Source organism: Cupriavidus sp. D384 (assembly GCF_001652915.1).
Taxonomy (GTDB): domain Bacteria; phylum Pseudomonadota; class Gammaproteobacteria; order Burkholderiales; family Burkholderiaceae; genus Cupriavidus.
The window spans coordinates 1-20,557 of the sequence record NZ_BBQI01000073.1 but is presented as its reverse complement, the minus strand read 5'-3'; the positions used below and the strand labels follow the sequence as shown (position 1 = coordinate 20,557).

Genomic DNA, 20,557 nt, shown 5'->3' with positions numbered 1-20,557 from the left:
CCTGCCACACAAGGCAGGTGTCCTGCAACGCGCGCGCGGCGGCGCACACCAAAGAAAAAGCCCCGGACCTGCGAGGGTCCGGGGCTTTGTTCCGTGCAGGTTTCCCGCTGCCGCGCCATGACGATCCGCGAGGATCTTCCACCGTTGTGTGCCATGGTGCCTTTCAGCGATGAAAACGTCCAATCATCGTTGAAAAGCACAATAGGCCGGTGCTCATGGCGCGGCGCGCGGCGGCATGTTCTTCCCATCTAAGAGCCCATGCCGCGCAAACCTGGATGACCCTGCCCGCCATCCCGGCCGCGGAAATCGTTGATTACTTGCCCAGTTCGTGACCAATCACGCCACCCACCACGGCGCCACCGACCGTACCGGCCGTGCTGCCGTTGGTAGCCTCATGGCCCACCACACCGCCTGCCACAGCGCCGGTTGCCGTGCAGCCCGACAGGGCCCAGCAGCATGCGCCGATGGCGATAACGCCTGTGAGTCGCTTCCACATGATGTTCTCCTGCGTGGGCGCCGCGCTGGCACTGCTGTTTTTGCGCGGCGGCGTCTGTCGTTCATCACGCCTCAAGGATAGGTCCGGGCCGCCGGCCGGCCTTTCCGGCGGGCGCTGATTGCGCTGTAGGAATTTGTCGGACGGCCGCAACATCGCCCGCATGGTGTGTCAACCGTGCAAACGTACGAAATTGGGCTGCGGGCACACGCGGGCTGATGCACAATCCCGCTTCAGTCTGGGCTGAAACGACCGATAACCTTTGGCGGTGCCGGAAATTTCACGCCTTGTTCGCCTGACCCTTCAGAATGGCGGCCTGCTGCAAGCCACTGCCCCGTCACCCGCTTTCATGATGTCGCCCCGTTTCGACGCGTCCCTCGTTTTGATTTCCGTGCTTGTTGCCGTGCTGGCGTCGTATACGGCGCTGGACATGGCAGGCCGCATTTCCACCGCCGCACGTGGCCGCTACGCGCGGATGTGGCTGGCCGGCGGTGCCGTTGCCATGGGGCTGGGCATCTGGTCGATGCACTTCATCGGCATGCTGGCCTTCAGCCTGCCGATTCCGCTGGGCTACGACCTGGCGATCACCGGGGCGTCGCTGCTGATGGCCGTGCTGGCGTCGGCATTCGCGCTGCGCCTGGTCAGCCAGGAGCAGCTGCCCCGCAGGCGCCTGGTGCTGGGGGCGCTGGCGCTGGGCGCGGCGGTATCCAGCATGCACTACACCGGCATGGCAGCACTGCGCATGCAGCCTGGCATCGACTACGACCCGTGGCTGTTCCTGCTGTCGATTGCGATTGCCGTGGCGGCCTCGGGCGCGGCGCTGTGGATTGCCTTCCGCCTGCGGCGCAGCATGCCGCGCGTGCACCAGTTGCGCTTCGGGGCGGCGCTGGTCATGGGCGGGGCCATTGCCGCCATGCACTACACGGGCATGGCGGCGGCACGATTTCCGCTGGGCAGCGTCTGCGGCGCGGCACGCTCGGGCGTGGACAGCGGGGCGCTGGCCCTGCCGATCCTTGTCATCACGGTGTGCGTGCTGGCCGTGGCGCTGATTACGTCGGTGCTGGACATGCGCCTGGAAATGCGGACAGCCGTGCTGGCCAACGCGCTGGGCGTGGCTAACAAGGAGCTTGAATTCCTGGCCCTGCACGACAAGCTCACCCACCTGCCCAACCGCGTGCTGCTCGAAGACCGCTTCCAGCTGGCGATCCAGTCGGCCACGCGCCAGCCCGGCACATTCGCGGTGTTGTTCGTGGACCTGGACGGATTCAAGAGCGTCAACGACACCTATGGTCACCAGATGGGCGACAGCCTGCTGGTGGAGATCGCGGGCCGCCTGCGCGCATCCACGCATTCCGAGGACACGATCTCCCGCGTGGGCGGCGACGAATTCGTGGTGCTGGCAAGGATCGACGAGCCGGCTGACGCGGGCGTGATGGCCGAGAAGCTGATCGAGGCGCTGCGCGAGCCGGTGGACGTGGCCGGTCATGCGCTGCACGTGTCGGGCAGCATCGGCATCGCGCTCTATCCGGCCGATGGCGCGGACCAGGACACGCTGATGACCAACGCCGATGCCGCCATGTACCACGCCAAGGCATCGGGCCGCAATGCGTACTGTTTCTTCGAACGGTCGATGAATCATCAGGCGCGTGTCCAGCAATCGCTGATCCAGGACCTGCGCGGCGTGACCCGCACCGGCCAGCTCGAACTGCACTACCAGCCCAAGTTCGCTGCCACCGACAGCCGCCTGGTGGGCGCCGAGGCGCTATTGCGCTGGCATCACCCGCAGCACGGCCTGCTGATGCCGGACCAGTTCATCGGCCTCGCCGAGAAGACCGGCGCGATCGTGCCGATCGGCAAATGGGTGCTGGACGAAGCCTGCCGCCAGCTGGCCGCCTGGCATGCCGGCGGTCATGCGGACTGGTCGATGGCGGTCAACCTGTCGGCGCTGCAGTTCTGTCATGCGGGGATGATCGAGACCGTGTCCGACGCGCTGGCCAGGCATGGCATCCCGGCCGCGAGCCTGACCCTGGAAATCACGGAAAGCACGGCCATGCGCGATGTGGAAGACACGCTCGCGATCATGACGCGGCTGGACGAGATGGGCGTGCGCATTGCCATCGACGACTTCGGCACCGGCTATTCGAGCCTGTTGCACCTGAAGCGCATTCCGGCAAGCGAGCTGAAGATCGACCGCGGCTTTGTGCGCGACCTGGCAGAGGATTCTGAAGATGCGGCCATTGTGTCGGCCATCGTTGCGCTGGGCCGTACGCTGAACCTGCAGGTGGTGGCGGAGGGGGTGGAGACCGCCGCGCAGCAATCGTTCCTGGCGGGGCTGGGGTGCGATGCGCTGCAGGGTTACCTGCTGGGCAGGCCCGTGCCCGCGGCGCAATTCATGAGCCAGGCGGCGGCACGGTAAGCGCCGCCGCCTGGAGGTTCGGGCTGTATCAGCCCGGATCTGGCCCGCACGGGCCATAGCGTGGATCAGGCACCGTCGGTGAACGGGTTGCGTGCGTCGCGCACATCGTGCGCGCCGTCGCTGAACGGGTTGCGCGCATCGCGCACGTCGCGGGCGCCGTCGGTGTAGACGTCGCGGGCGCCAACGCGTTGGACCTGGCCGTCACGGTTGGTCACACGGGCGCCGTCGGTGAAAGGATCGGCGCTGCGCGGGGCGGCGTTGACCATCGTGGCGGCGCCGGCCAGCGTGGTGGCCAGGGCGGTGTAGAGCAGGGCTTTCTTGAGCATGTGGACTCCTTGGATACGAGGATGGAGGCAGTTCGGTGGTTCGGTGGTTTGTACCGGTCGTCATGCGACCTTGGATTGCAGTCTATGAGCGGGGCAGCCACGCCAACATGACCAACGCATGACAGATTCGTCATTCGCTCGCGCAAGCCGCGCGTGTCCGTGCGCACTCCCTGAAAGTGCCGCAACGAATGCAACATTCCGGCGGTAATCGGCGGATTCCGGGGGCGCCAGCCCAACACCCTGTAGAATCCGTGCTGGTCCGCCGGATTTCCTGCCCGGACCGATCCCCCCTTCGAATTCTCCAGCCCGCCCGCAAGATGGCGGGCGCGCACGATAAGTCATGTCCGAGTCTGATGCAGCCAAACAAGCCGCGGTGGCATGGGTCCGCGAGCAGATGGATCACCATGGCCTGACGTTCGACCATCTCGTCGAAGCAGGCTGCTTTCCCGAACCCGACACCGAAGACGGCGCCGATGCGGCGCCGGCCGTCCCCGAAGCCGAAGCGCCCGTGGCGAGCAATGCCGCACCGCGCGTGCTGTATCGCAACGCGATGGGGCAGACCTGGGACGGCAACGGCGAGTATCCCGACTGGCTGCAGCGCGCCGTCAACGCCGGCCAGTCGATCGACTTCTTCCGCGTCGAATAAGGCGCCGAGCGCCCGCGTTGCGCGGGCCGCCCGCTTACTGCCCGACGGCCAGCGAGGTGACCGTCAGCAGTCCGTCGATACGGTCGACGGTGAATCGCACCTTGTCGCCCGCCTGCACCTGCGTCAGCATCGCCGGGTCCTTCACACGAAAAATCATCGTCATCGCGCCCATCTCGAGGTTGCCGATTGGCCCGTGACGAATCGTCAGCTTGCCTGCCTCCGCATCGACCTTGCGGATTTCGCCTTCCACTTCCGGTAACGGTGCCTGTGCCGTGGTGGCAGGCCCGGATGCCTCGGGCGTGGCCGCCATCAGTGCGGGGGATGCCCCGGCCATCAGCGCCATGAGCGCCATGTGCGCCACTGCTGCCTTCGTCTGCTTCATCGTCTGCTTCATGTCTGTCCTTCGGGAATCGGGTGGATGCGGTTATCGCGGCCGGCGCGGTGCCGGCGCCACGGGTTCGGTGTACTCGAAGGCAACCGTGCCCTTGGGATGCCGATACCAGCCTGGATCGCGGTAGTCATTGGCGGCCATGCCCGCGCGCACCTTGAGCGTGGTGAACATGCCGCCCATTTCGATGGGGCCGAACGGCCCCTGTCCACTCATCATCGGCAGCGTGTTCTCGGGCAACGGCATTTCCATGCTGCCCATGTCCGCCATGCCCGCCTGGCCCATCGGCATGTAGTCGGGCACCAGCGCATTCATGCCGCTGGTCAGGTCCTTCTGCTTCACGCCAATCATCGTCGGCAGGTTGTGGCCCATGGCATTCATCGTGTGGTGTGACTTATGGCAGTGAAAGGCCCAGTCGCCGGGGTTGTCGGCCACGAATTCGATGGCGCGCATCTGGCCCACCGCGACATCGGTGGTCACCTCGGGCCAGCGCGCGGATGGCGGCACCCAACCGCCATCGGTCCCGGTCACCTCGAACCGGTGGCCGTGCAGGTGGATCGGATGGTTGGTCATGGTCAGGTTGCCCATGCGGATGCGTACGCGGTCGCCCAGGCGCACGGGCAGCACGTCGATGCCGGGAAACACGCGGCTGTTCCACGTCCACATGTTGAAGTTGGTCATCTCGGCCACGCGCGGCGTGTAGGAGCCGGGGTCGATGTCGTACGCGGCAATCAGGAACACGAAGTCGCGGTCCACGCGCTGCGCGGCGGCATCGCGAGGATGCACGACGATAAAGCCCATCATGCCCATCGCCATCTGCACCATCTCGTCGGAATGCGGGTGATACATGAAGGTGCCCGCGTGGCGCATCTCGAACTCGTAGACAAACGTCTTGCCCGGCGGGATATGCGGTTGCGAGAGCCCGCCCACGCCGTCCATCCCGGCTGGCAGCAGCACGCCGTGCCAGTGCACGGTGGTGTGTTCCGGCAACTTGTTGGTGACGAAGATGCGTACGCGGTCGCCTTCCACGCATTCGATGGTCGGCCCCGGACTCTGGCCGTTGTAGCCCCACAGGTGCGCGGTCATGCCAGGCGCCATCTCGCGTTCGACCGGCTCGGCCACCAGGTGGAATTCCTTCCAGCCGTTGCGCATGCGCCAGGGCAGGGTCCAGCCGTTGAGCGTGACCACCGGCTGGTAGGGGCGGCCGCTGGCAGGTGCAAGTGGCGGCTGGGTCCTGGCGCTGGTCTGCAGCGGTGCCTCGGGCAGGGCCGCCGCGCCAGCGCGCGACACCATTGCCGTACCGAGCATGGCGGCGGCGGACTGCCCCAGGAAATTGCGTCGGGAAACCATTGTCATTGTCGTTGTGAGGGTGCGGCCGGGGGGGTGGCAGAGGTGGCGACGGATGGGGCGGCCGGCAGGCGGCCGCCCAGCGTGCCGCGCAGGTCGGCATCGGCCAGCCAGAAGTCGCGTTGGGCATCCAGGTAGCCATTGACGGCGTTGACCTGCTCGCGTGCATCGGTCAGCAGTTCGAAGACGCTGATCAGCATGCCGTTGTAGCGCAGCAGGCTTTCGTCGACGATGCGCTTGCGCAGCGGCACCACTTCGTCACGGTAGTGCAGGGCGATGTCATAGCGCGCCTGGTAGCCGGCATAGGTCTCGCGCACCAGGGATCGGGCGTTGATGGCCTGCTCGGCCAGCCGCGCCGCCGCCTGCATGTACACCGCTTCGGCCCGGGCCACGCGGGCGCCGCCCCAGTCGAACAGCGGCACCTCGATGTCGATGCCATAGCCCGTTTCGCGCGGCCGGCTGGTTTCCGAATTGTGGATATAGCTGACGTCCAGCACGCTGATAAAGCGCGTGGCGCGCGTCAGGCCCAGCGAGCGCGACAGGCTGTCCAGCTGCAGGCGGCCTGCCTGCAGGTCCAGGCGCTGCGAAACCGCGTAGCCTTCCAGGTCCTGCATGGCGGGCCGGGCCTTGGGCAGGTCGGGCAGGCGATCCGGCAGCGTGTAGGCGATATCGCCTCCCCACAGGCCCAGTTCGCGCGTCAGCTGTTCGCGTGCCGACAGCGCCCGTTCGCGGGCCCGTGCCAGCTGCGCAGCGGCATCGGCATAGAAGGCCTGTTCGCGCGCATGGTCGAGGGCGCTGACGTTGCCCGCGCGGGCCAGGTCGCGGGCGAACAGCGCGCCGGTTTCGGCGGCGCGGCGCACCTGTTCCGCGTATCGTGCGGCCTGTTCGGCGGCAACGGCCTGCACCCAGGCGCGCCGGGCGGCTTCGGCGCGGCGCAGCGTGGCATCGGCCACGGCCAGGCGCGTCTGGGCAAAGCGGCTTTCCTCGATGCGGGCGGCAAACGGCAGCGCCAGCAGGTTCATGAACCCGATAGTGACGGCGCGGTCGATCTTGAGTTCGTCGCCCGAGGTCTTGCGGCTGAACGAGAAGCCGGGGTTCGGCAGGCGCGTGGCCTGCACGTAGTCGGCCTCGGCAATGCCCAGGTCGGCGTACTGGGCTTGCAGTCCGGCATTGTTGAGCAGCGCGACCTGGATCGCGGCATCGGCGTCCAGCGGCTTCGCCAGCAGTTCGCGCGTGCGGTCGCGCAGTGCATTGCGGTCGGCATCGCTGCGCGCCCAGATGGCGTCCTTGCCCAGCCTGTCGCGTGTGGTGTCCGCAACGGGGCCGAATCCACCATCGGGCGCAAAGCCTGCGCATCCTGCCAGCAGTACCGCTGCAGCCAGCGGGCCGGCGGCGCGCTTGAAGAAGGCATTCATCGTTGCAGGCCTCCGTCAGTGCGCATGATGGCCGGCATGGCCGTCATGACCGGTAGCCGGGGCCGATGCTGGCGCCGCCGCCGGGGCGGCGGCCCCCTGCGGCATGTGATGTCCTGCGTGAGGGTCGGCTGCCGCCTTGACTCCCGGGGTGACCTCGGCATTCGACTGGCGCCAGGGCGAAACCTTGGGACTCTGGTAGGGGACATAGCCGGCCATTGGCGCGATGTCCGGCAAGGCCGGCACCGGTGCGGCGGCGTTCATGGGATCGGCTGGACCGGCGGCGGGCGCCGATGCCTGTGCCACGGCCAGGGCCGGGACCAGCATCAGCAGCCACGCCGCGGCGACAGTACGCGCGACGGGCATGACAACCTCTTGAATGATTCCGCCGCACGCGGCGCTCAGGCCGTGCGGCAGGGATATGCGTGGGTGAGGCGGCGCGGCGTGTTCAGGCGACCGCGCCCTCAGCGCCGGTTCAGGCGCGGGGACGAGCGTGCGAAGGACGCACCTCGGGTGTCAGCAGCGACGGGCAGGCGGCCGGTCGGCGGGCAGGGGGAGTTGGCTGGCGAAGCTGGCCGGGGTGGTCAGCGGCAGGGCATGGCGGCGGTGCTGCAATGCCACCAGCGGGATTTCGGGCAGCAGCATGGCGCTGGCCGCGCAGGCACCGCAAGCGCTGCAATGGCCAGCGGCATGGTGCGAATGGTCGGCCGGGTGGTCAGGCGTGGCGCCCGCAGGCTGGGCGTCGTGCCAGACCGGCATGTCGCCATTGTCGCTGGTGGCCGCCTGGTGGCAGTGCGCGTGGTCCATCTGGCCCATCTGGCTGGCGTGGTCCATCACCATCACCGCCTCGGCTTCGGCCTCCGCCTTGATGGCGGCGTGGCGTTCCGGCATCGACAGGCCCGCCGCTTCCGTCACGCTGCAGATCATCATGACTGCCGCCGCGGCGCCCTGGATGGGCAACGCGAACATGGCAAGACACAACAGGAAGCTGGCGAACAGACGTTTCATCAGAAATTGACTAGACCTGCCCGGACAGGGGCGCGGCAGGCTGCCACAATCGGGGCAGCCGGCATTGTACTGTGTTTGATGCCCGGATTTCGCGGATTGACGATGACATTCCTGCAATGTTCCACAAAATGCGTCTAACCTCGGATAGTGTCTAGGTTCTGCAATAAACCGAAAAGGGGGCGCCGGCGCTTGACCGGGCCCGGAAGTGAATCTCCATGCGTATCCTGATTGTCGAAGACGAACCGAAGGCGGGCGATTACCTGCTCAAGGGCCTGACGGAGTCCGGCTTCGTGGCTGACCTGGCGCGCGACGGCGTGGACGGGTTGTCCCACGCCCGCGAGCAACACTACGACCTGATCGTCCTGGACGTGATGCTCCCGGGCATCGACGGCTGGCAGGTATTGCGCGAACTGCGACGCGACAAGGACACCCCGGTACTGTGCCTGACGGCGCGCGACGAGTTGTCGGATCGGCTCAAGGGGCTGGAACTGGGTGCCGACGACTATATGGTCAAGCCGTTCGCGTTTGCCGAACTGGTGGCGCGCATCCGCACCATCCTGCGCCGGGGGCCGCTGCGCGAGAGCGAATTCATGGAGGTGGCGGACCTGCAGATCGACACGATTCGCCGCCGCGTCAGCCGCGCCGGCCAGAAGATCGACCTGACGTCGAAGGAATTTGCCCTTCTGCAGCTGCTGGCACGGCGCCGCGGCGAGGTGCTGTCGCGCTCGCTGATCGCGTCGCAGGTGTGGGACATGAACTTCGACAGCAATACCAACGTGGTGGATGTCTCGATCCGGCGGCTGCGCGCCAAGGTGGACGACCCGTTCCCGAAGAAGCTGATCCATACGCGCCGTGGCATGGGCTACGTGCTCGATGAAACTGAAGACGCGTGAGCGCCGAAGCATGAGGCGGCTGGTGCGCATGCGCCGTGCGCTGAACGCGTGGATGCCGGCATCGCTGACCACGCGGCTGGCCCTGGCCTATGGCCTGACCACGGCAGCGATCCTGGTCGGGGTGGCCACCTACCTGTCCAGCGCACTGGGCAGCCAGTTGCAGTCGCGCGACGAAACCGAACTGGTTGGCGAAGTCCTGCTGGTGCGCCACCTGTTGCGCGAGGTGGCCGACGAGACCGAGATCCGCACCGACACACACCGTTTTGCGGATATTGCGATGGGACACGAGGGGTTGATCCTTGTGGTGCGCACCGCCTCGGGTGACCCGCTGATCTCGCTGAATCCTCATAACGAAACCCTGCCGCCGCTGCGCGTGCTGCCGCTTGCCACCGCGCCGGACAAGTCACAACTGCAGACCTGGCATCCGCGCAATGGCGTGCCGTCGCGCGGCATGGCGGCCCTGGGCCAGATCGGCGACACCGGCCGCACCGTCGAAATCATCGTGCTCAGCGATGCGGGTTACCGGGTGGCGCTGATGCGCGAGTACCGGGGCGAGTTGCTGGGCGCGGTGCTGTGCGGCGCGATTGTTGCGGCGGCCCTCGGCTTCGTGCTGGCCCGACGCGGCCTGCGCATGCTGCGGCGCATGGCAAGCGATGCGGCGGCGGTGACCACCAGCCGCCTGGCAACGCGGCTCGATGTGGGCGGTGCGCCGGAAGAATTGCGCGCGCTGGCCGGTGCGCTGAACGGCATGCTGGCGCGATTGCAGGACAGTTTCACGCGCCTGTCCCAGTTTTCAGCCGATCTGGCGCACGATTTCCGCACACCCATCAGCAATCTGGTGGGGCAAACACAGGTGACGCTGGCCCAGCGCCGGACGCCGGCGGAATACGAGGCCGTGCTCGAATCGAACCTGGAGGAATACGAGCGGCTGTCTCGCATGATCGAGAACATGCTGTTCCTGGCTCGCGCGGACAACGCGCAGGTGGCGCTGGGCGCCCGCCCGCTCGATGCGCGTGCCGAACTCGACAAGGTGGCGGAGTATTTCGAAGCCGTGGCCGCCGACCGGAACCTGACCGTGATGGTGTCGGGCCATGCCACGGTGGTGGCAGACCAGACGTTGTTGCGCCGCGCCATTATCAATCTGCTGGACAACGCATTGCGCCACGCGCCGATAGGCAGTGCGGTGCGTATGGTTGTGGCGCGCAATGGCGCGGATACGACATCGATCAGCGTGACCAACGGTGGCCCCGCCATCGAGGCCGACGCGTTGCCGCACCTGTTCGGCCGCTTTTACCGGGCCGATCCGTCGCGCCGCAACTCGTCCGGGTCCACCGGGCTCGGGCTGGCGATTGTCGACACGATCATGCGGCTGCATGGCGGCAGTGTGTCGGTGACCAGCGTGGAGGAACAGACACGGTTCGAACTCGAGTTTCCTGACAATTCTGTCAGCAGGGCAGGCGCATAATGGCGCCGCGCGGACTATCCGTCCGCGGACCCAACAGGAGACCGACATGCAGGTGCAACCGTATCTAGACTTTGGCGGACGCTTCGACGAGGCCATGGAATTCTATGGCAAGGTGATGGGCGCAAAAGTGACCTTCCTGATGCGCTACAAGGACACGCCGCCGGGTGGCGGCGAGCCGCCGTCAGCGGCATGGGCCGAAAAGGTCATGCACGCCAACATCCAGATCGGCGATAGCCAGATCATGGCGTCCGACGGCCGCGAAGGGCAGACCCCGGCGTTTTCCGGGTTCATGCTGTCCGTGGGCTATGTGCCGAACGCCGAAGGCAAGCGCATTTTCGAAGCACTCTCCGAAGGCGGCCAGATCGTCATGCCGTACCAGAAGACCTTCTGGGCAGAAGGTTTCGGCATGGTGGTCGACAAGTTCAAGATGACCTGGATGGTGAACTGCGAGCATTGAGCTTGCACCGGGCCGCGGGCCGCTCCCGCAATCAGGAGCGGCCCGGCGGCGTCAGCGCGGGACGGAACCAGCCAGCCCGGCCTCGCGTTCCGTCCGGCGTCCGTGCGCCCACCGGTACAACACCGGCAGTACCAGCAGCGTCAGCGCCGTCGACGACAAGATCCCGCCAATTACCACGGTCGCCAGCGGCCGCTGCACTTCGGCGCCAGTTCCGGTGGCGATAGCCATCGGCACGAACCCGAGCGAGGCCACCAGCGCCGTCATCAGCACCGGACGCAAACGCGTCAAAGCCCCGTGGAATACCGCGTCATCGAGCGATTCGCCTTGCTCGCGCAGGCCGCGGATAAACGACAGCATGACCAGGCCGTTGAGCACGGCCACCCCGGACAGCGCGATAAAGCCCACCGCCGCCGAGATCGATAGCGGGATCCCGCGCAGCCACAGCGCCAGCACGCCGCCCGTCAGCGCAAATGGAATGCCGGTGAACACCAGCAAGCCATCTCGCACATTGCCGAACATCGCAAACAGCAACACGAAGACCAGCAGCAGTGCCAGCGGCACCACGATCTGCAACCGCGCGGTGGCGGACTGCAACTGCTCGAACGTGCCACCCCAGGCGATCCAGTAGCCGGCTGGAATCTGCACCTTCGATTCGATGGCCGACATGGCTTCGGGCACGAAGCCGCCGACATCGCGACCTCGTACATTGGCGCTGATCACAATGCGGCGCTTGCCGTTTTCACGCGATACCTGGTTCGGGCCCGGCGACACGTCGAGCGTAGCAATTTCGCCAAGCGGGATATAGCTGGTGCCGGGATTGGCGCCGCGGGGCAGCGGAATCGGTAGTCGCCGCAGTGCGTCCACGTCGGAACGGATGCCTTCGGGCAGCCGCACGCCGATATTGAAACGACGGTCGCCCTGGTAGAACACCCCTGCGTCGCGGCCGCCGATGGCAATCGCCACGGTGTCCTGCACGTCGATCATGTTCAGGCCGTAGCGCGCGGCGCGGGCGCGATCCACGTCGACGGTCAGCACGGGCAGGCCGGTAGTCTGCTCCACCTTGACTTCCGTGGCGCCCGGCACCGACTGGAGCACCTGGGCGATCTTCTGCGCCGTGGCGTCCAGCACCGCGTTGTCGTCGCCAAACAGCTTGACCGCCACATCGCTGCGCACGCCGGAGATCAGTTCGTTGAAGCGCAGCTGGATCGGCTGGGAAAACTCGTAGCGGTTGCCCGGAATGGTCTCCAGTTCCGCCTCCATCGCCGCGCGCAGCGAATCGCGCGAACGGCCCGGGTCCGGCCACTTGTCGCGTGGCTTCAGCATGATGTAGGCGTCCGAAGCGCTCGGTGGCATCGGGTCGGAGGCAATCTCGGCCGTGCCGGTGCGTGAGAAAACACGCTCGATTTCAGGAAATTTCGCCTTGAGACGGGCTTCGATCTGCTGCTGCATTGCCACCGACTGCGTCAGGCTCGTGCCCGGAATGCGCAGCGCCTGCACCGAGAAATCGCCTTCGTTCAGATTGGGGATGAACTCGCTGCCAAGCCGCGTGGCCAGCAGGCCGCTGAGCACGATGGCTACCACGGCAGCCGTCAGCACCACCGGTGTATTGCCCAGCGCGTGCCTGAGGGCGGGCTCGTACCAGCGCCGCGCCCAGCCCATGATGCGGTTTTCCTTCTCGGCCACGCGGTCGCCGATAAACAGCGCCACGGCGGCCGGCACGAAGGTCACCGACAGGATCAGCGCGCCCAGCAGCGCCACCACCACCGTCATCGCCATCGGGTGGAACATCTTGCCTTCCACGCCAGTCAGCGCAAAGATCGGCACGTAGACGATCATGATGATGAGCTGGCCGAACACCAGCGGGCGCCGGGCCTCGCGGGCCGCGGCGAATACCTCGTCGAAGCGCTCCGCGCGCGTCAGGGGCCGGCCCAGCCGCTCGCGTGCATGGGCCAGGCGCCGCACGCAGTTTTCGACGATCACCACCGCGCCGTCGACGATGATGCCGAAATCCAGCGCGCCCAGGCTCATCAGGTTGGCGCTGATCCGATAGGTGACCATGCCGGTGAACGTGAACAGCATCGACAACGGGATCACCATCGCCGTGATCAGCGCCGCGCGCAGGTTGCCCAGGAACAGGAACAGCACGGCAATCACCAGCACGGCACCTTCGAGCAGGTTTTTCTTGACCGTGGCGATGGCCTTGTCCACCAGCGTCGTGCGGTCGTAGACCGTGACGGCCTTCACCCCGGCGGGCAGCGACTTGTTGATGGCGGCCATGCGCGTGTCCACGGCGCGCGAGACGGCCCGGCTGTTCTCGCCGATCAGCATGAACACGGTGCCCAGCACCACTTCGCGGCCGTTGTCCGTCGCGGCCCCGGTGCGCAGTTCGCGGCCCAGCCCCACATCGGCCAGGTCGCGCACACGGATCGGCTGGCCCTGTGCCGTACCGACGATCACTTCGCGGATATCGTCGATCGACTTCACCTGGCCGGGTGCCCGTACCAGGTACTGCTCGCCGCGCCGCTCGATATAGCCCGCGCCGACGTTGCCGTTGTTGCGCTCCAGTGCCTGCACCACGTCCTGCAGCGACAGACCGTAGGACGCCATCTTCTCCGGGCTGGGTGCCACCAGGTATTCCTTGGCGAAACCGCCAATCGAGTTGATCTCGGTCACGCCCGGAACGGTACGGAGCTGCGGCTTGATGATCCAGTCCTGAATCTCGCGCAGGTCCGTCGGCGTGTATGGCATGCCGTCGGGCTTGCGCGCGCCGGGATCGGCTTCCACCGTCCACAGGTAGATCTCGCCAAGTCCGGTGGAAATCGGACCCATCTGCGGCGAGATGCCGGACGGCAGGTGCTCGCGGGCTTCCTGCATGCGCTGGTTGACCAGCTGGCGCGCAAAATAGATGTCGGTGCCGTCCTTGAAGATCACGGTGATCTGCGACAGGCCGTAGCGCGACAGCGACCGCGTCTGCTCCAGGCCCGGCAGCCCGGACATCGCGGTCTCAAGCGGATACGTGACGCGCTGCTCGGCTTCCAGCGGCGAGTAACCGGGTGCGGCCGTATTGATCTGGACCTGCACGTTGGTGATGTCGGGCACGGCATCGATCGGCAGGCGGCTGTAGTTGTAGACGCCCAGCCCGGCCATGGCGAGCACGCCCAGCATGACCAGCCACCGCTGCGCGATGGCAAACCGGAGGATACGTTCGAACATGGTGGGCTCCCGTCAGTGCGCGTGCTCGGCGCTGGCCTTGCCCTGTTCCGCCTTCAGCACAAAGCTGTTCGCGGACACATAGCGGGTGCCGGGCGCCAGGCCGTCGACGATTTCAATGCGCTTGCCGTCGGTGCGGCCCGTCTTGACCGGGTGCGCGGCAAAGCCGCCGGGCACCTCCACGTACACCTGCTGGCGGTCGCCGTCGGTCTGCAGTGCTTCGCTGTCGATGACCACGGCGGCGTCGCTCTCGCCGGTGGCAACGCTGACCGTGACAAACAGCCCCGGCCGCCAGGCCATCTGCGGGTTGGGCAACGTCACACGCGCCGTGGCCGTGCGGGTCTGCTGGCCGAGCAGGGCGCCCACGTACGAGATCTTGCCTTCGGCTGCGCCGTCGAAGGCGGCCGACGTGACGCGGACGGCCTCGCCCAGCCTGACGTGGCCCAGGTCCTTGGCCGCGATCACGAATTCGGCCCACACCGTGTTCAGGTCCGAAATCGTGAAGACCGCCGTTTCGGCCGCCACGGCCTCGCCGAGTGCGAGGTGCTTTTCCACCACGATGCCGTCGAATGGCGCGCGCAGTTCGAACTGGTTGATCGCCCGGGCTGACGTCGTGGCGCCAATCGCGGTCAGCTTCTGGCGCGCGTTCTGCGCCGCGATTTCGGCTTCCTGCAGTGCAGTGCGGGCGGCCAGAAAATCCTGTTCCGCCGATACCTTGTCTTCCCAGAGCTTCTTTTCGCGTGCGTAGGTGGTGCGGGCCAGTTCCAGCCGGCGCTGGGCGGCCAGCAGTTCGCTGCGCTGGTCGGACAGCTGCGTGCTGGCAAAGACAGCCAGCAGGTCGCCTTTCTTTACGCGCTGGCCCAGGTTCGCCACCACAGATTCGGCGACGCCGGCCACGCGCGGCACCACGTGCGCGGTGCGGTCTTCGTTGAACCTGATTTCGCCGGGAAATTCCACGGCGCTGCGGATCCTGCCCGGGCCTGCGGTGGCGACCGACAGGTTGGCGTTGCGGATCTGTTCGGGTGTCATGGCGATCCGGCCAGCGCCTTCGCCGGCGTGGCCGGCGTGATCAGCGTGGTCGCCGTGGCCGCTTTCGGTGGCCGAAGCGCCAGAAGCCGGCGCGGCATGCGCGGTTTCGCCTTCTCCTTCATGGCTGTGGCCGTCGCCGCGGCCAGCCAGCAGGAGCGCCAGCGCGGCAATCAGGCCGACAATCACGATGGCGGCAATCGCCACGCCTTGTTTGCGAGTCAATGTCATGACGGTGTTCCTTGCGTTGGCGCGTCAGCGGCCAAGAATGCGATCGATCGTGGTGGCGGCCTGCCAGCTGCTGGCGACGACGCCGAGATAGCGGATGCGGGCCTGGAACAGCGTGCGCTGTGCATCCAGCACATCGAGATAGTTGAATTTGCCGGCCTCGAAACCCTGCGTGGCGGCCTGGAATGCGCGCTCGGCGGCGGGCAGGATGGTTTCGCGCAGCGTCAGCGCCGAGGTGCGCGACACGTTCAGCTGGCTGGATGCCTGCTGCAGGTCGTGATCCAGCCGCAGACGTGTGGCGCGCAGTTCGTCGGCGGCCTTGTCGGCCTGGCGGATTGCCGTGTAGAGGTTGCCCTGGTTGCGATCGAACAGCGGCAGCGGAATGGCGATACCCAGCACGGGGAACGTGCCGCGCTCGGGGGCGCCGTTGTCTCGCTTGGCACCCACGCTGAGCGTCACGTCCGGGTACTGCCGGCTGCGCTGCACGTTGATTTCGGCCTGGCGGCGGTCCAGCTCGCGTTCGCTGGCCAGCAGCACGGGCGCGTTGTCCAGCGACTGCCGCAGCAGGGACGACGCAGGGCGTGCCGGCAGGTTGTCCAGCTTGCCGTCGGCTTCTGAAAAGCGCGGCGACGGATTGCCCCAAAGCGTTGCCAGCGTCTGGCGGGCGGCCACCAGCCCGGCATCGGCTTCGGCGCGCTCCAGTTCGGCATTGGCAAGTTCCACCTGTGCCTTGGTTTCCTCGACCGGCGAGATCTTGCCGGCCGCCACACGGCGGGCCGCCGCCTCGGCACCGCGCCGGGCGATATCGACCGAGCCGGCAGCCAGCCGGATGCGTTCCTGGGCGATCAGCACGTTGAAGAAGGCACCGATCACCGTGGCGCGCAGATCGGCCTGCGCGGCGCCCAGCTGGGCCTGGGCCACGTCGCGTGCACGCTGTGCGGCCCCGATGCGGGCGCCGCGCTTGCCGCCGAGTTCCACCGGCAGGTTCATCTGGGCGGTGGTGGCGCGCGTGGCCTGGCGCGTGTCTTCCATCTGCACCGAGACTTCGGGATTCGGGATCACGCGGGCCTGGGTGATGCCACCTTCGGACGCATCGACTTCGATCCTGGCGGCGGACAGCGTGGGGTTTTGCGACGTCGCCAGGGCCAGCGCGGCGTCAAGGGTCAGGGCGCCGGGTGGCTCCTGGACGCCGGGTATGGCGTCCTGCGCGGACGCGCCGGGCGTGAAGAACGGGCTGCACAACGCGGCCGCCAGCCCCAGCGGCAATAAAAGGCTTCTCATCGAATTCACCAGATCAGGCAGGAGAAAATCGGCGAGACGCGAGGCGACACCGCTCAGCGGTATCGGGATGACAGGGTCAGGGGCGCGTCCCGCCGGCTAGGCGAGGCGCAGCCACTGGGGCCGATCTGGGACGGAAGCGGGAATCGAGCCGAACGCGTACTGGCGCGGCGCGTAGCGCAGGGTGACGTAGCGATAGTCACCGGGCAGGCGGAACTCGGCGAAGACGCCGTGCGATCCGGGAAAGTGGCAGGCCGTGCAGTCGCCATCGGGCAGGTTGGCTGCCTTGGCGGCGCCCTTGCCGGCAGTCTTGCCGGCCTTGTGCGCGTCGGTGCCGTGCTCGTGCGTGTGATGGCCGAAGTGGCTGGTCATCGCGGCCGGCTGATCTGCCGATTCGTGTGCGCAATACGCCGCAGCGCCGGCCCAGGCAAACTGGAGCGGCAGCAGGATCGACAGGAAGACGAGCAGCAGGCGGCGCATGGGCAGCGATTATAGGCCGCCAGGCGTGGCAGCGGACATTACGTTGATGTCATCGTCGGGTCTTTGCGGCAGGCGCTTGACCTTGAAGTGGCTACAGGGTCTTCAATAGCAGACAACAACGCACAAATGGATTCCTGCCATGGCTCGTACCACCCCTGAAAACCTGCTGCCGCCAAGCTCGGCAGCCCGCGGTCATGGGAACGACCATCCTCACGACCACGACCACGACCACGACCACGACCACGACCACGACCACGACCACGGGCACGGGCACGGGCACGACCACGGGCACGGTCACGTCCACAACCATGCGCCCAGCCCGGCGCCGGCCAGTTGCGGCTGCGGCACGACCTGCGGGGCGCCGGTGGGGGTCAGCAAGCCCGTTGCCGCACCCACCGGTACCCGGTCAGCGGTCTATCGGATCGAGGCGATGGACTGCCCGACCGAGGAAACGCTGATCCGCAACAAGATCGGCAATATGGCCGGCGTGGCAGCGCTCGATTTCAACCTGATGCAACGTGTGTTGACGGTTCATCACACGCTCGATTCGACCGAAGTCGTCGTTCAAGCCATTGCGTCCCTTGGCATGAAGGCCGAACCGCTGTCGGAAGACGGCGCCCGGGCGGCCGTGGCGGAGCCGGTCAAGCCCTGGTGGCCGCTGGCGCTGGCCGGCGCTGCCGCCATCGGGGCCGAAGTGGCCGAGTGGTTCCAGATTGCCGCCCCTTACCTGCCGGCGGCGCTGGCGCTGGCGACCGTGCTGATCGCTGGCCTGGGCGTGTATCGCAAGGGGTGGATTGCCGTACGCAACGGCAACCTGAACATCAACGCGCTGATGAGCATCGCTGTCACGGGTGCCATGGTGATCGGCCAGTGGCCGGAAGCAGCGATGGTGATGGTGCTGTTCGCACTGGCCGAGCGCATCGAGGCTGCCTCGCTGGATCGTGCGCGGAATGCCGTGCGGGGCCTGATGGCGATGGCGCCGGAGCAGGCCACCGTGCTGCAGGCCGATGGCAGCTGGCAGGCCGTCGAAGCCCGCGCCGTGCCGGTTGGCGCAACGGTGCGGCTGCGGCCCGGCGAGCGCGTGGCGCTGGACGGCCGCGTGCTGCGTGGCCAGTCTGCGCTTGACCAGGCGCCCATCACCGGAGAAAGCGTGCCGGTGGACAAGTCGCACGGCGATCCACTCTACGCTGGCTCGATCAACCAGTCGGGCGAACTCGAATACACGGTGACCGCTCCCGCGACCGACTCCACGCTGGCGCGCATCATCCACGCCGTGGAAGCCGCGCAGGGCAGTCGCGCGCCGACCCAGCGGTTCGTGGACCAGTTCGCGCGCATCTATACGCCCGTGGTCTTCGCCATCGCACTGGCCGTGGCCGCGGTGCCGCCGTTGCTTCTGGGCGGCGCATGGCTGGAATGGGTCTACAAGGCGCTGGTGCTGCTGGTGATTGCATGCCCCTGTGCGCTGGTGATCTCCACGCCGGTGACGATTGTCAGCGGGCTGGCGGCGGCGGCCCGGCGCGGCATCCTGATCAAGGGCGGCGTCTATCTGGAGCAGGGGCGGCATCTGTCGTGGCTGGCGCTGGACAAGACCGGCACGCTGACGCACGGCAAGCCCGCGCAGACCGACATCGCGCTGCTTGTTGACGACGTGCCACAGGCCCGCGCCATTGCCGCAAGCCTGGCGGGCCGGTCAGACCATCCGGTGTCGCTGGCGGTGGCTGCTGCCGCCCAGGCCGATGGCGTGGCGCGGCTGGAAGTCGTGGATTTTGCGGCGCTGCCGGGTCAGGGCGTGCGCGGTACCGTGGATGGCGTGGCATACAGCTTCGGCAATCACCGGCTGATCCATGATCTGGGCGCATGCTCGCCCGCCCTGGAGGCACGGCTCGAGGCCATCGAACGGCAGGGCAAGACCATCGTGATGCTGGCGGCCATGCCACACGGCGGGCAACCGGCCCGCGCGCTGGCCTTGTTCGGCGTGGCCGATACGGTACGCGAGACCAGCCGCCAGGCCATCGAACAGCTCCATGCGCTGGGCGTGAAGACCCTGATGCTGTCGGGCGACAACCCGCATACGGCGCAGGCCATCGGCGAGGCGGTGGGGATCGACGAAGTGCGCGGCAATCAGTTGCCGCAGGACAAGGCCGACGCCATTGCCGCATTGGCGGGGCAGGCACATACGCATGCGGGCAAGGTCGGCATGGTGGGCGACGGCATCAACGACGCGCCCGCGCTGGCGCGCGCCGATATCGGTTTCGCGATGGGGGCGGCCGGTACGGATACGGCCATCGAGACTGCCGACGTGGCGCTGATGGATGACGACCTGCGCAAGATTCCGGCGTTTGTTCAGCTGTCGCGCCGCACGTCGACCATCCTCAGGCAGAACATCACCCTGGCGCTGGGCATCAAGGTGGTGTTCCTGGCCCTGACCGTCCTGGGCATGGGCACCATGTGGATGGCGGTGTTTGCCGATATGGGCGCGAGCCTGCTGGTGGTGTTCAACGGGCTGCGCCTGACGCGCAAGGGCGTGGCCTGACGAGGCTCCCGGCCGAGAGGCCGGGCCAACGCCGGAGGCAGGTTACGGCTGGATGATCAGCTCGCCGCTGCGGCCGGGAATCTCTCCCCAGGTGACCGGCAGTTGCGGCAGGCCGGTGCGGTCGATGTGCTGGTAATAGGTGGCCATCGATACCAGATCGTGCCCCTGGGCGCGCCAGCCGGCCAGCAGCCGCTGGAATACCGGCGCCAGCTTGCCGCCTTCCAGTTCGGTATGCAGCGTGAAGATGTGGTCGGCGTCGCCTTCGGTCAGCTTCAGCACGGCGTGGTGGACGTTGTCCTCGGTCAGGTCGTCCACGCCAATCAGCTCGTCGAGTGTCGGCAGCGTGGTCGGCATCTGCACGTGACGGCACGGCTTGCCCGCCACGGTCGGGATATAGGGCGCCGTACCCCGGCCATCCGATGCGTAGGTCATGCCCCAGTCGTCGATCTGGCGGAAGGCTTCCTCGTTCATCTGCCAGCCCGCCGCACCGTGCGTGGTGGGCGGCGTGCCGAAGATTTCCACGAATCGCTCGAACGACTGCTGCATCTGGCGGCGCGTCCAGGCCGCATCGCGCTCGCGCACGTTGTCCTGCCAGTACACGTGGTCCCACGTATGAATGCCGCACTCGTGCCCGGCGGCGGCCGCAGCGCGCATTTCCGCTGCGCCCTTGCGGCCGATGTCGGGCCCCGGCAGCAGCACGCCGTACATCAGCGTGCGCAGGCCGTAATTCGACACGACCGACGTGCGCGACACCTTCTTCAGGAAGCCGGGGCGGAACACGCGGCGCAGCGCCCAGCCCGTATGATCCGGGCCAAGGCTGAACAGGAATGTGGCTTCCGCCTGGTGCGGAGACAGCATCGACAGCAGCGCGGGCACCCCTTCACGGGTGCCGCGCAGCGTATCGACGTCGACTTTCAGGGCGATGCGGGCCATGCGTGGATCAGTTGCTGC

The 20,557-nt window shown here is 67.1% G+C and carries 18 protein-coding genes; 6 read left to right on the top strand and 12 right to left on the bottom strand.

The window, feature by feature from the left end; all coding sequences use genetic code 11:
- Window positions 1-313 precede the first annotated feature (313 nt).
- A complete protein-coding gene (locus A9J21_RS15925; protein WP_066737457.1) occupies window positions 314-496 on the bottom strand; it encodes a glycine zipper 2TM domain-containing protein in 183 nt (60 codons plus the stop codon).
- A 346-nt stretch (window positions 497-842) separates the two neighbouring features.
- On the opposite strand from A9J21_RS15925, the gene A9J21_RS15920 reads away from it, so the two are divergent.
- Complete coding sequence (locus A9J21_RS15920; RefSeq protein ID WP_066737270.1) at window positions 843-2,909, top strand: bifunctional diguanylate cyclase/phosphodiesterase; 2,067 nt, start codon at window positions 843-845, stop codon at window positions 2,907-2,909.
- 65 nt (window positions 2,910-2,974) lie between these two features.
- On the opposite strand, the gene A9J21_RS15915 is transcribed toward A9J21_RS15920, so the two are convergent.
- The gene (locus tag A9J21_RS15915) at window positions 2,975-3,235 is read right to left on the bottom strand and encodes a copper resistance protein CopQ (protein WP_066737267.1); all 261 of its coding nucleotides are present in this window, start codon (window positions 3,233-3,235) and stop codon (window positions 2,975-2,977) included.
- A 340-nt stretch (window positions 3,236-3,575) separates the two neighbouring features.
- On the opposite strand from A9J21_RS15915, the gene A9J21_RS15910 reads away from it, so the two are divergent.
- Window positions 3,576-3,881, top strand: coding sequence for an H-NS family nucleoid-associated regulatory protein (locus A9J21_RS15910; RefSeq protein ID WP_066737266.1), 306 nt, complete (start codon window positions 3,576-3,578; stop codon window positions 3,879-3,881).
- A 34-nt stretch (window positions 3,882-3,915) separates the two neighbouring features.
- Here the strand turns inward: A9J21_RS15910 and A9J21_RS15905 are convergent, their stop codons facing one another.
- The 5 genes from A9J21_RS15905 to A9J21_RS15885 all read right to left on the bottom strand — a co-directional run bounded on the left by A9J21_RS15905 (window position 3,916) and on the right by A9J21_RS15885 (window position 8,036).
- Window positions 3,916-4,275, bottom strand: a complete 360-nt coding sequence (locus A9J21_RS15905) for a copper-binding protein (protein ID WP_231906942.1) — start codon at window positions 4,273-4,275, stop codon at window positions 3,916-3,918.
- A 30-nt stretch (window positions 4,276-4,305) separates the two neighbouring features.
- Entirely contained in the window at window positions 4,306-5,619 is a 1,314-nt protein-coding gene (locus A9J21_RS15900) for a multicopper oxidase family protein (RefSeq protein WP_066737264.1), read from the bottom strand.
- 2 nt (window positions 5,620-5,621) lie between these two features.
- Window positions 5,622-7,031, bottom strand: coding sequence for a TolC family protein (locus tag A9J21_RS15895; protein ID WP_066737262.1), 1,410 nt, complete (start codon window positions 7,029-7,031; stop codon window positions 5,622-5,624).
- Between the two features lie 15 nt (window positions 7,032-7,046).
- Window positions 7,047-7,394 carry a hypothetical protein gene (locus A9J21_RS15890; protein ID WP_066737256.1) on the bottom strand — a complete coding sequence of 116 codons (348 nt, stop codon included), beginning with the start codon at window positions 7,392-7,394 and terminating at the stop codon, window positions 7,047-7,049.
- 150 nt (window positions 7,395-7,544) lie between these two features.
- A complete protein-coding gene (locus A9J21_RS15885) occupies window positions 7,545-8,036 on the bottom strand; it encodes a hypothetical protein (RefSeq protein ID WP_066737254.1) in 492 nt (163 codons plus the stop codon).
- 215 nt (window positions 8,037-8,251) lie between these two features.
- Between A9J21_RS15885 and A9J21_RS15880 the strand changes: the two genes are divergently transcribed.
- From A9J21_RS15880 to A9J21_RS15870, 3 genes are read left to right on the top strand one after another with little or no spacing between them, the layout of a single operon-like run.
- Window positions 8,252-8,929, top strand: a complete 678-nt coding sequence (locus tag A9J21_RS15880) for a heavy metal response regulator transcription factor (RefSeq protein ID WP_066737252.1) — start codon at window positions 8,252-8,254, stop codon at window positions 8,927-8,929.
- A 28-nt stretch (window positions 8,930-8,957) separates the two neighbouring features.
- Complete coding sequence (locus tag A9J21_RS15875) at window positions 8,958-10,394, top strand: heavy metal sensor histidine kinase (RefSeq protein ID WP_404851385.1); 1,437 nt, start codon at window positions 8,958-8,960, stop codon at window positions 10,392-10,394.
- A gap of 46 nt (window positions 10,395-10,440) precedes the next feature.
- Window positions 10,441-10,851 carry a VOC family protein gene (locus A9J21_RS15870; RefSeq protein ID WP_066737246.1) on the top strand — a complete coding sequence of 137 codons (411 nt, stop codon included), beginning with the start codon at window positions 10,441-10,443 and terminating at the stop codon, window positions 10,849-10,851.
- 51 nt (window positions 10,852-10,902) lie between these two features.
- Here A9J21_RS15870 and A9J21_RS15865 read toward each other — a convergent pair whose 3' ends face one another.
- The 4 genes from A9J21_RS15865 to czcI form a co-directional block, all read right to left on the bottom strand.
- Window positions 10,903-14,064, bottom strand: coding sequence for a CusA/CzcA family heavy metal efflux RND transporter (locus A9J21_RS15865; RefSeq protein WP_066737244.1), 3,162 nt, complete (start codon window positions 14,062-14,064; stop codon window positions 10,903-10,905).
- Between the two features lie 12 nt (window positions 14,065-14,076).
- Complete coding sequence (locus tag A9J21_RS15860) at window positions 14,077-15,318, bottom strand: efflux RND transporter periplasmic adaptor subunit (RefSeq protein ID WP_066737242.1); 1,242 nt, start codon at window positions 15,316-15,318, stop codon at window positions 14,077-14,079.
- A 24-nt stretch (window positions 15,319-15,342) separates the two neighbouring features.
- The gene (locus tag A9J21_RS15855) at window positions 15,343-16,596 is read right to left on the bottom strand and encodes a TolC family protein (RefSeq protein ID WP_156545937.1); all 1,254 of its coding nucleotides are present in this window, start codon (window positions 16,594-16,596) and stop codon (window positions 15,343-15,345) included.
- 96 nt (window positions 16,597-16,692) lie between these two features.
- Complete coding sequence (gene czcI / locus A9J21_RS15850; RefSeq protein ID WP_066737240.1) at window positions 16,693-17,073, bottom strand: cation efflux protein, CzcI family; 381 nt, start codon at window positions 17,071-17,073, stop codon at window positions 16,693-16,695.
- Between the two features lie 139 nt (window positions 17,074-17,212).
- Here czcI and A9J21_RS15845 point away from each other — a divergent pair, with 139 nt between their 5' ends.
- Window positions 17,213-19,606, top strand: a complete 2,394-nt coding sequence (locus tag A9J21_RS15845) for a heavy metal translocating P-type ATPase (RefSeq protein WP_066737238.1) — start codon at window positions 17,213-17,215, stop codon at window positions 19,604-19,606.
- A 42-nt stretch (window positions 19,607-19,648) separates the two neighbouring features.
- Here the strand turns inward: A9J21_RS15845 and A9J21_RS15840 are convergent, their stop codons facing one another.
- Entirely contained in the window at window positions 19,649-20,539 is an 891-nt protein-coding gene (locus A9J21_RS15840) for a polysaccharide deacetylase family protein (RefSeq protein ID WP_066737236.1), read from the bottom strand.
- Window positions 20,540-20,557: the final 18 nt, after the last annotated feature.